The following is a 9792-nucleotide window of genomic DNA, read 5'->3' as shown; positions in this document are numbered from 1 at the left end:
GCCGCGCACTCGGCGATGTCCGCCTCACCTCGCCGGCGCTGCTGGGCTGCACGGGCAGGAGCAACGGCGGGCTGCTCGTCGGCAACATGCTCACCACCTACCCGCACCTGTTCGGTGCGATCTCGTGCGGAGTGCCGCTGCTGGACATGCGCCGCTACACGAAACTGTCCGCCGGCTTCTCCTGGATCGCCGAATACGGTGACCCCGACAAGCCGGAGGAATGGGAGTACGTGCAGACCTTCTCGCCCTACCACCTCCTGCGCGAGGACGTCGCGTACCCGAAGACCCTCATCTGGACGGCGACGAGCGACGACCGCGTGGGCCCGGTCCAGGCCCGCAAGATGGCAGCGAGGATGAAGGACCTCGGCGTCCAGGACGTCTGGTTCCATGAAGCGCTGGAGGGTGGGCATGCCGGCGCAGCCGACAACCGGCAGGCGGCCCGCATGCACGCGATGAGCTTCGAGTTCCTCTGGCGCGCGCTCACGGGCTCGCTCTGACGGCATCCTCTGCGCAGTCCCACAGTGCGGCCCCACAATGCGGCCCCACAATGCGGCCCCACAGTACGGACCGCAGCCGCTGTTTTGCTCTTGCCGTCACCTTCTGGGTAACCTTGGGAGGCTAGAGATAGCCGATGGAGACGTGCCAGAGCGGCCGAATGGGCTTCACTGCTAATGAAGTGTGGGCCTAAAGCCTACCGGGGGTTCAAATCCCCCCGTCTCCGCTGAAAGACCCCCGCAGCTGCGGGGGTCTTTTCGTTTCCGCGACCATGCGACCGCGCCGGGACCGTCGCGGATTCCGGTCAGCACCCGGGCCCGGTCCCGGACGCCGGGCAGCACCCGGGACCGGTCCCGCACGCCGGGCAGCACCAGGGCCCGGTCCCGCAGGGCGTGCAGCGCACGGGCTGGATCAGGGCCGGGTCAGGGCCGGGTCAGGCCTTCAGCGCCAGGGCGAACGGCAGCACGCTGGATGCCCCGGCGGTGCGCAGCGCCCGCCCTGCCTCGGTCATGGTCCACCGGCTGTCGGCGAAGTCGTCGACGAGCAGCACGGGCCCGGGGTTCGCCGCGAACCAGGCGGCACCCTCGTCGGGAACGGCGAAGTGGTCCCAGACGGAGGCCAGGCGGAAAGCGCTGTTGCCTCCGGGCTGTCCCTGCGGGAAGCCGTGCGGTGTGTCCAGCCGCCCCAGGTAGGGGATGCGGCCGACGGTCGCGAGGGCCTGCGCCAGCGACCCGACCAGTTCCGGGCGCCGCCTGGAGGGGATGCTGACCACGGCGACGGGCCGCTCCTCCCATCCCCACTGCGCGAGGACCCGCACGACGGCGTCGATCACGGCAGGGTCCAGCGGAGCGTCGGGGGTGGCATCGGACATCAGCTCACGCAGCCGGCTGCCCCAGCCGAGGTCCGTGAGACGGGCCAGGGCGCGGCCGGGCAGACTGACCTCGTTCGGCTTGAGCTTCCCCTTGAGGGGGACACCGAGCTTGTCCATCCCGCTGGGCCACTGGCCGCGCGGCTCGAGTTCCACGCCGACCCTGCTGAGGGCCTGACTCGCGGAGTCCGATGCCTCGTGGGCCACCTCGTCCGAGTACCAGGGCCCCGCGCAGTTGTCGCAGCGCCCGCAGGGCGTGGCGGAAGGGTCGTCGAGGGACGCCGACAGGAATTCCATGCGGCAGCCTGTGGTGTTCTCGTAGTCCAGCATGGAGCGCTGCTCCACGATCCGCGCCTCGCTGATGCGTCGGTACCGCTCGGCGTCGTAGGTCCAGGGCACCCCCGTGCTCTCCCACCCGCCGGTCACCTTGCGGACGGCGCCGTCGACGTCGAGCACCTTGAGGAGCAGTTCGAGCGGCGAGCGCTTCAGGTTGACCCGGGTCTCGAGGGCCGGCGTGGACAGCACGATGCCGGGTTCCAGGGCGTCGAGTACCCGGAGGGCTGCATCCTGGGAGGGCATGGAGGCTGTGGCGAAGTACTCCCAGATGTCGCGGTCCTCGGCGCCCGGCAGCAGCAGCACGTCGGCGTTCGGCGTCCCGCGGCCGGCCCGTCCCACCTGCTGGTAGTAGGCGACGGGCGAGGACGGTGCCCCGAGGTGCACCACGAATCCGAGGTCCGGTTTGTCGAAGCCCATCCCGAGAGCGCTCGTGGCCACCAGGGCCTTCACCTCGTTGTTCTTCAGCGCCGTCTCCGCGGCCTCGCGGTCGGCCGGATCGGTGCGTCCCGTGTAGGCGCGGACGGCGTGCCCGTTCTCACGCAGCAGGCGCGCGGTGTCCTCCGCCGCCGATACCGTCAGGGCGTAGATGATGCCGCTGCCGGGCAGGTCCGACAGGTGCGTGAGCAGCCACGCGAGGCGTGACCGCGGGCTCGGCAGGCGCAGCACACCGAGCCGGAGGGATTTCCGTGCCAGCTCGCCGCGCAGCGTGAAGACATCCGTGCCGCCCGCCCCGAGCTGCTCCTCGACGTCCTTGACCACGCGGGAGTTCGCCGTCGCGGTGGTCGCGAGCACCGGGACGCCCTGCGGAAGCCCCATGATCAGCTCGCGCAGACGCCGGTAGTCGGGCCGGAAGTCGTGGCCCCAGTCCGAGATGCAGTGTGCCTCGTCGATGACGAGCAGGCCGGTACGCCGCACGAGCTCCGGCAGGTACAGCTCCCGGAAGGACGGATTGTTGAGCCGCTCGGGCGAGACGAGGAGGACATCCACCTCATCGGCCTGAAGCTTGGCAGTGATCTCCTGCCACTCGGTCTGATTGGCCGAGTTGATCGCTTCGGCGCGGACGCCGGCCCGTGCCGCCGCGGCCACCTGGTCCCGCATGAGGGCGAGGAGGGGCGAGACGATGAGTGTAGGACCAGCACCCCGCGCGCGGAGCAGCAGGCTCGCGACGAAGTACACGGCGGACTTGCCCCAGCCCGTCCGCTGCACCACCAGTGCACGACGTCCACCCTCGACGAGGGCCTCGATGGCCTCGAACTGCCCCTCGTGGAAGTGCGCGTCCGGCGACCCGACGAGGGTGTGCAGGATGGCGGTTGCTTGCTCGTTCAGCGTGGTGGTCGGCGACATCCACCCAGTATCCCAGCCACCTCCGACAGCCACCGTCGGGCGATCACCATGTGCGCAACGGACGGTGTGATACCACCCGATACACTTCGGAGCGTGACTACAACCTTCGATCTTTCTGCGTCCTTCAAGGCCTACGACGTCCGCGGCATCGTCGGCGAGACCATCACGGTGGACTCGGTGAGGGCCGTCGGAGCGGCCTTCGTGGACTCGCTGGGACTGGCCGGCCAGACGATCCTCGTCGGTGGCGACATGCGCCCCTCCTCCCCCGAATTCTCGAAGGCGTTCTCGGACGGTGCGACCCTGCGCGGGGCCGACGTCCTCTTCCTGGACCTCATCTCGACCGACGAGCTGTACTACGCGAGCGGCACCCTGGACCTGGCCGGCGTGACCTTCACCGCCAGCCACAACCCCGCCCAGTACAACGGCATGAAGATGACGCGCCCCGGAGCGGTTCCGGTCTCCTCGGAGACGGGGCTCAAGGACGTCCAGGAACGGGCCGAGCGCTACCTCGAGGAGGGCTCGATCCCCGCTGTGGAGGTCCAGGGCAGGACCAGCGTCCGCGACATCCTCGAGGAGTACTCCCGGTTCCTCCGGACGCAGGTGGATCTCTCGTCGTCGCGCCCGCTCAAGGTCGTGGTCGACGCCGGCAACGGCATGGCCGGCCTCACGACGCCCGCCGTCCTCGGCGATCGCATCCTCCCCGCCCTGCCGTTCGAGATCGTCCCGCTCTACTTCGAGCTCGACGGCTCGTTCCCCAACCACCCTGCCAATCCGCTCGAGCCGGAGAACCTCCGCGATCTGCAGGCCGCCGTCGTCGAGCACGGCGCCGACATCGGGATCGCCTTCGATGGCGATGCAGACCGGTGCTTCATCATCGACGAACAGGGCCACCCCGTCTCCCCCAGCGCCATCACCGCGATGGTGGCCCGGCGCGAGATCGCCCGCGCCCAGGCCGCCGGTGAGACCGAGCCGGTCGTCATCCACAACCTGATCACCTCCCGTGCGGTGCCGGAGCTGATCCTGCACGACGGCGGCCGTCCGGTGCGGACACGCGTGGGCCACTCGTTCATCAAGGCCGTGATGGCGGCGGAGGGCGCCGTCTTCGGCGGGGAGCACTCGGCCCACTACTACTTCCGTGACTTCTGGAATGCCGATACCGGCATGCTGGCCGCCATGCACGTCCTGGCCGCCCTCGGCGAGCAGGACGGCCCGCTGTCCGAGCTCGGCCGCGAGTACGAGCCGTACTTCTCCTCCGGCGAGGTCAACTCGAAGGTGGAGGACGTGCCGGGATCGATCGCCCGGGCCCGCGCGGAGTTCGAGCAGGAGGGCGTGGTGGTCGACGACCTCGACGGCCTCACCTTCACGCCCGGCCACGGCAACTGGTGGTTCAACCTCCGCCCGTCGAACACCGAGCCATACCTCCGCCTCAATGCGGAGGCCGTGGATCCGCAGACGCTCGACGACCTCGTGCAGCGCGTCCTCGCCGTCATCCGCGCCTAGCGGCCCCGCCACCCAGCATCAGGCATCCGGCACCAGACACCAGGACGACGAGAGGCCCCTTCCGGCGGAAGGGGCCTCTCGCATCTCCAGGGGCTGATCAGGCGTTGCTGAAGCGTTCCTTGAGTTCCTCGAGCTGATCCTTGAGCTCGGTCGGCAGGGATCCACCGAAGCGGGCGTACCACTGCTCGATCCCGTCGAGTTCCTCGGCCCACTCGACCGCGTCGACGTGCACGGCGGCCTCGACTTCGGCCGGGGTCATGTCCAGGCCCGTGAGGTCCAGGGCGTCGCCGGTGGGGACGAAACCGATGGGGGTCTCGACGGCGTCGGCCGTGCCCTCGAGCCGCTCGATGACCCATTTGAGCACCCGCGAGTTGTCGCCGAAGCCCGGCCAGGCGAAACCGCCCGAGGCCGTGCGGCGGAACCAGTTGACGAGGAAGATCGTGGGCAGCCGGGCCTGGTCCGCCCCGGCGCTCAGGGTGAGCCAGTGGCGCAGGTAGTCGCCGGCGTCGTACCCGATGAACGGCAGCATGGCCATCGGGTCGCGGCGCACGCGCCCCACCTCCCCGGCAGCGGCGGCCGTGGTCTCCGAGGACAGGGTGGAGCCCATGAAGATGCCGTTGGCCCAGTTACGGGACTGCGTGACCAGGGGCACGGTCGTCTTGCGGCGGCCGCCGAACAGGATCGCGGAGAGTTCCACGCCGTCGGGCCGGTTGAACTCCTCGGCGAGCATGTCGATCTGGTCGATGGGCGTGCAGAACCGGGCGTTCGGGTGCGCCGCGGGGTGGTCCATGTCCGGGGTCCAGTCCCGGCCCTGCCAGTCGGTCAGGTGCGCCGGAACCTCCTCGGTCATGCCCTCCCACCACACGCCGCCGTCGTCGGTCAGGGCGACGTTCGTGAAGACGGAGTTGCCCTTGGCGATGGCGCGCATCGCGTTGGGGTTGGTGTGCCAGCCGGTGCCGGGGGCCACGCCGAACAGTCCGGCTTCGGGGTTGACGGCGCGCAGCTCGCCCTCCTTCCCGAAGCGCATCCAGGTGATGTCGTCGCCCAGGGTCTCGACCTTCCAGCCCTCGATCGTGGGATCGAGCAGCGCGAGGTTGGTCTTCCCGCAGGCCGACGGGAACGCGGCGGACAGGTAGTAGGTCTTGTCCTGGGGCGAGGTGAGCTTGAGGATCAGCATGTGCTCGGCCAGCCAGCCCTCGTCGCGGGCCATGACCGAGGCGATGCGCAGGGCGTAGCACTTCTTGCCGAGCAGGGCGTTGCCGCCGTACCCGGAGCCGTAGGACCAGATGGAGCGCTCCTCGGGGAAGTGCACGATCCACTTGTCGTCGTTGCACGGCCATGGCACGTCCGCCTGGCCCGGCTCGAGCGGGGCGCCGAGGGAGTGGAGCGCGGGCACGAACGGGGCGCCGAGCTCGGTCATCCGGTCCAGGACCGCGCTGCCGATGGTCGCCATGATGCGCATGGAGGTCACCACGTAGGCGCTGTCCGTGATCTCGACACCGAACTTGGGGTCCTCGGCGTCGAGGTGGCCCATCACGAAGGGGATGACGTACATCGTGCGGCCCCGCATGGAACCGGCGAAGAGACCCTTGAGCTTGGCCTTCATCTCGGCCGGGTCCATCCAGTTGTTCGTGAAGCCCGCCTCCCGCTCGTCCTTCGAGCAGATGAACGTCTGCTCCTCCACCCGGGCCACGTCCTTGGGGTCCGAGAAGGCCGCGAAGGAGTTGGGGAAGATCTCGGGGTTCAGCCGCACGAACGTCCCGGACTCGACGAGTCCGTCCGCGAGCCGCGTGTTCTCGGCCTCGGAGCCATCGACCCACACGACCTCGGCAGGCTGCGTCAGCTCCTGCACGTCCCGCACCCAGGCCAGCAGGCCGGCGTGCGTGGTCGGCGCGGAACCGGACCCGACCGCCGGTGCTCCGACCTCGGAACCCGCGGGTGGTGTGTCGACCGCAAGCTCTCGTACGGGATCGCCCATTACTCTTCCCTTCGTTGGGGGTGCTCGATGTGTATCGATGCTAGGTGTGGGACATTTCAGGCAAGGGCGTGGGCCCGGAAACAATAGGCACAGCACCCCGGAGATCCGCGCCACGGCGGCGATGTCCAACGCTTACGTCACCCCTCGCTGTGACAAAGGTCACATAGACCGGTCTAGCTTTCCTCGAGTCACATGGCTGATTAGGCGCCGCGGCGAATCCACGCTAGAGTTGTCTACGGCCAAACGGCCCGCTTGTAGGACTGGTTCGCACTGCGGATCGACGACCTGCGGATGCGTGCGTAGCTCAACGGATAGAGCATCTGACTACGGATCAGAAGGTTGGGGGTTCGAATCCCTTCGCGCGCACAACGGTTCCCTGAACCATCGAAAGGCCCCGGCTCCGGTCGGGGCCTTTCTGCGTCGGGTTGATCCTTCGCCGTGTCGGTGGAAGGCTCGGCCCATGAGTGAAGCCAAGACCATCGATGTCATTGTGATCGGCGCCGGCGCCGTCGGGGAGAACGTGGCGGGCCGCGTGGTCCAGAAGGGCCTCTCGGCGGTGCTCGTCGAGAGCGACCTCGTCGGTGGTGAGTGCTCCTACTGGGCCTGCATGCCGTCCAAGGCCCTCCTGCGCCCCAGCACCGTCCTCCGGGCCGCGCGCGGTGTTCCCGGTGCGCGCGAGGCAGTGACGGGGACCCTCGACGCCGGGCAGGTCCTCGACCGCCGCACCTCGTTCACCTCGAACTGGGATGACTCCTCCCAGGAGGAGTGGGTGGCCTCCGCAGGCATCGCCCTGGAGCGGGGCTGGGCGAAACTGTCCGGTGAGCGCGAGGTCGAGATCACCCATGGCGATGGCTCGACGACCACCTACCAGGCCCGGCACGCCGTCGTCCTGGCCACCGGTTCGACGCCGACGATCCCGCCCATCGACGGCCTCGCCGACCTCGACTACTGGACCACCCGGGAGGCGACGTCCGCGAAGGAGGTCCCCGCCAGCCTCGCCGTCCTGGGCGGCGGGGTGGCCGGCGTCGAACTCGCGCAGGCCTACGCGCGGCTCGGCGCGGAGGTCACCGTCATCGCGCGGAGCGGCATCCTCGGCAACTACCCGCCGGAGGCCTCGGGGCTGGTCCTCGACGCGCTGCGCGCCGAGGGGCTCAATGTACACACGGACACCGCCACCACCTCGGTGCGCAAGGAGAACGGCCTGTTCGTGCTCGACATCGGCGAGGGCCGGAGCGTCACCGCCGAGAAGCTGCTCGTCTCGACGGGCCGCCACCCGCACACCTCCGGTATCGGACTCGAGAGCATCGGCCTCGATCCGAAGAAGCTCACGCGGGACGACACCGGGCGCGTGCCCGACGCCGGCGGCTGGCTGTACGCAGTCGGTGACGTGGGCGGCATCGTCCAGCTGACGCACCAGGGCAAGTACGAGGCCCGCATGACGGGCGACGCCATCGCCGCCCGCGCACAGGGCACACTCGGGGACCACGCGGAGGACTGGAGCCCCTACACCTCGACCGCGGACCGGAGGGCGGTCCCGCAGGTCGTCTTCACCGATCCGGAGATCGGCATGGTCGGACGCACCCTCGAGCAGGCGCGGAAGGACGGCGTCAACGCCTCCGAGACATCACTCGAGATCGCTGTGGCCGGATCGTCGCTCCATTCCGACGACTACAGCGGCTGGGCCCAGATCGTCGTCGACGAGGACCGGAAGGTGCTCGTCGGCGTCACGTTCGCCGGACCGGACGTCTCCGAGATGCTGCACTCGGCGACCATCGCCGTCGTCGGGGAAGTGCCCCTCGATCGGCTGTGGCACGCCGTGCCGGCCTATCCGACCGTCAGCGAGGTCTGGCTGCGGCTGCTGGAGAAGTACGGGATGTAGCAGGGGTCAGCGAAGGCTCGACGCGCGGCGGACCACGAAATCGGTGACCTCGGCGTCGCGGCCGTCGAGTTCGGCCCATTCGCCGTCGTACGTCATCACGGTGAGACCTGCCGTCGGGTAGTCGGTGGCGAGATCCATGACGGCGCGCTCGCTCGACCGGACCGACGCGAGGCGCATCGCCAGCTCCTGGATGCCCGGATTGTGGGCGATCACGAGGAGGCTCGTGACGGTCGGCGGCACGTGGTTGATCAGGGAGAGGATCTCCGACGGCCGCGCGGCGTAGAGGTCGTCCTCCAGCTTGGGCGTGGGCGCCTTGTCGCCGAGTTCCTTGCACACCCAGGTGCACGTCTGTCGTGTGCGCAGGGCGGTGGAGACGAGGATGAAGTCGGGGACGGCGTCGTGGTCGAGCATCCAGCGACCCACCAGCGGGGCGTCCGCGTGGCCCCTCGAACTGAGCGAGCGCTCGTGGTCGGTGACGCCCTCCTGGAACTCGGCCTTCGCGTGGCGCAGCAGCAGAAGCTTCTTCAGGTGGTGGGAGGCCATGATCCGAAGTCTATGGCCTCCCCCGGCCGCGCATGAGCCTAGATGGAGTACTCGGGAGCGGCCCAGACGACCACTTCGGGGTGGTCGTAGAAACGGTAGCCCTGCCCCCGCACGGTGCGGACGGTGTTGGCCAGGCGACCGAGCTTCGAGCGGAGGCGCCGGATGTGGACGTCGATGGTGCGTTCGTTCGGCACCTCGTCGGCATTGCGCCAGAGTCCACTGAGGAGTTCCTCGCGGCCCACGGTACGCGTGGCGTTCTCCACGAGGTAGTTGAGGAGCTCGAACTCCTTGAAGGTCAGGTTCAGCGTCTCACCGTCGAGGTGCACCTCGCGGCGCGACAGGTCGATGAGGACGCCCGTGGGGCGGGCGGGCTGGGCCTGCGACGGTGCCGGGATGGCGTCGGCACGGGGTCGGCGGGCGACCGTCGGGTCGCCGAGTGCCGCACGCACGACGTCGATGTCCGAACCCGGCGCGTCTGCCGGAGCCAGCGCGACCGCTGCGTGGCTCTCCGCCGTCGGGACCAGGGACCGCACGTAGGACCGGACATCCTGCGCCAGCTTGGCGAACGTGGTGCCCGCGGCTGCTGCGGTGGCCTCGTCGAGCGCGACGTAGAGCACGAAGCCCCGAGCGGTGGTATCACCCGTGACCGCCTGCGGTCCGGGAACGCCGTTCGGCGTGACCACGGGGATCGGAGCGCTCAGCGGCTGGGCGGCGTCTCCGCCGGGAACCGCCTGGAGGCGCGAATGGGGGTGGGGAACCTGCGGCGCGTGGGCGTTGAAGGCGGGAGCGAACTGCTGGCGTGCCTGCCGGTTCTGCGGGGAGCGGAGGGAGATATGGACGTAGCCCGGA

General features: G+C 69.4%; 7 protein-coding genes and 2 tRNA genes. 5 read left to right on the top strand and 4 right to left on the bottom strand.

Annotated elements, in window-relative coordinates:
• Together CVO76_RS02145 and CVO76_RS02140 are read left to right on the top strand one after the other, a co-directional pair.
• The coding region (locus tag CVO76_RS02145; RefSeq protein ID WP_208740517.1) for a prolyl oligopeptidase family serine peptidase at positions 1-497 on the top strand (497 nt) is incomplete at its 5' end.
• A 136-nt stretch (positions 498-633) separates the two neighbouring features.
• Positions 634-721: transfer RNA gene (locus CVO76_RS02140), tRNA-Ser, on the top strand.
• A gap of 207 nt (positions 722-928) precedes the next feature.
• Here CVO76_RS02140 and CVO76_RS02135 read toward each other — a convergent pair.
• Positions 929-3043, bottom strand: coding sequence for a RecQ family ATP-dependent DNA helicase (locus tag CVO76_RS02135; RefSeq protein WP_208740516.1), 2115 nt, complete (start codon positions 3041-3043; stop codon positions 929-931).
• A 93-nt stretch (positions 3044-3136) separates the two neighbouring features.
• Here CVO76_RS02135 and CVO76_RS02130 point away from each other — a divergent pair, with 93 nt between their 5' ends.
• Positions 3137-4543, top strand: coding sequence for a phosphomannomutase/phosphoglucomutase (locus CVO76_RS02130; protein ID WP_244186155.1), 1407 nt, complete (start codon positions 3137-3139; stop codon positions 4541-4543).
• 97 nt (positions 4544-4640) lie between these two features.
• Here the strand turns inward: CVO76_RS02130 and CVO76_RS02125 are convergent, their stop codons facing one another.
• The gene (locus tag CVO76_RS02125) at positions 4641-6521 is read right to left on the bottom strand and encodes a phosphoenolpyruvate carboxykinase (GTP) (protein WP_208740514.1); all 1881 of its coding nucleotides are present in this window, start codon (positions 6519-6521) and stop codon (positions 4641-4643) included.
• A 293-nt stretch (positions 6522-6814) separates the two neighbouring features.
• Between CVO76_RS02125 and CVO76_RS02120 the strand changes: the two genes are divergently transcribed.
• Positions 6815-6887 (top strand) — tRNA-Arg (locus CVO76_RS02120).
• Between the two features lie 94 nt (positions 6888-6981).
• Positions 6982-8400, top strand: coding sequence for a dihydrolipoyl dehydrogenase family protein (locus CVO76_RS02115; protein WP_208740513.1), 1419 nt, complete (start codon positions 6982-6984; stop codon positions 8398-8400).
• Positions 8401-8406: 6 nt separating this feature from the next.
• Here CVO76_RS02115 and CVO76_RS02110 read toward each other — a convergent pair whose 3' ends face one another.
• Together CVO76_RS02110 and CVO76_RS02105 are read right to left on the bottom strand one after the other, a co-directional pair.
• On the bottom strand, positions 8407-8943 hold the full coding sequence (locus CVO76_RS02110; protein WP_208740512.1) for a SixA phosphatase family protein: 537 nt from the start codon (positions 8941-8943) through the stop codon (positions 8407-8409).
• Positions 8944-8981: 38 nt separating this feature from the next.
• On the bottom strand, positions 8982-9792 hold an 811-nt coding region (locus CVO76_RS02105), incomplete at its 5' end, for a winged helix-turn-helix domain-containing protein (RefSeq protein WP_432206121.1).

This window comes from Arthrobacter agilis (assembly GCF_002953615.1).
GTDB classification, from domain to species: Bacteria; Actinomycetota; Actinomycetes; order Actinomycetales; family Micrococcaceae; genus Arthrobacter_D; species Arthrobacter_D agilis_B.
The sequence above is the reverse complement of the archived record's forward strand: the minus strand, read 5'-3'. Positions and strand labels throughout refer to the sequence as shown.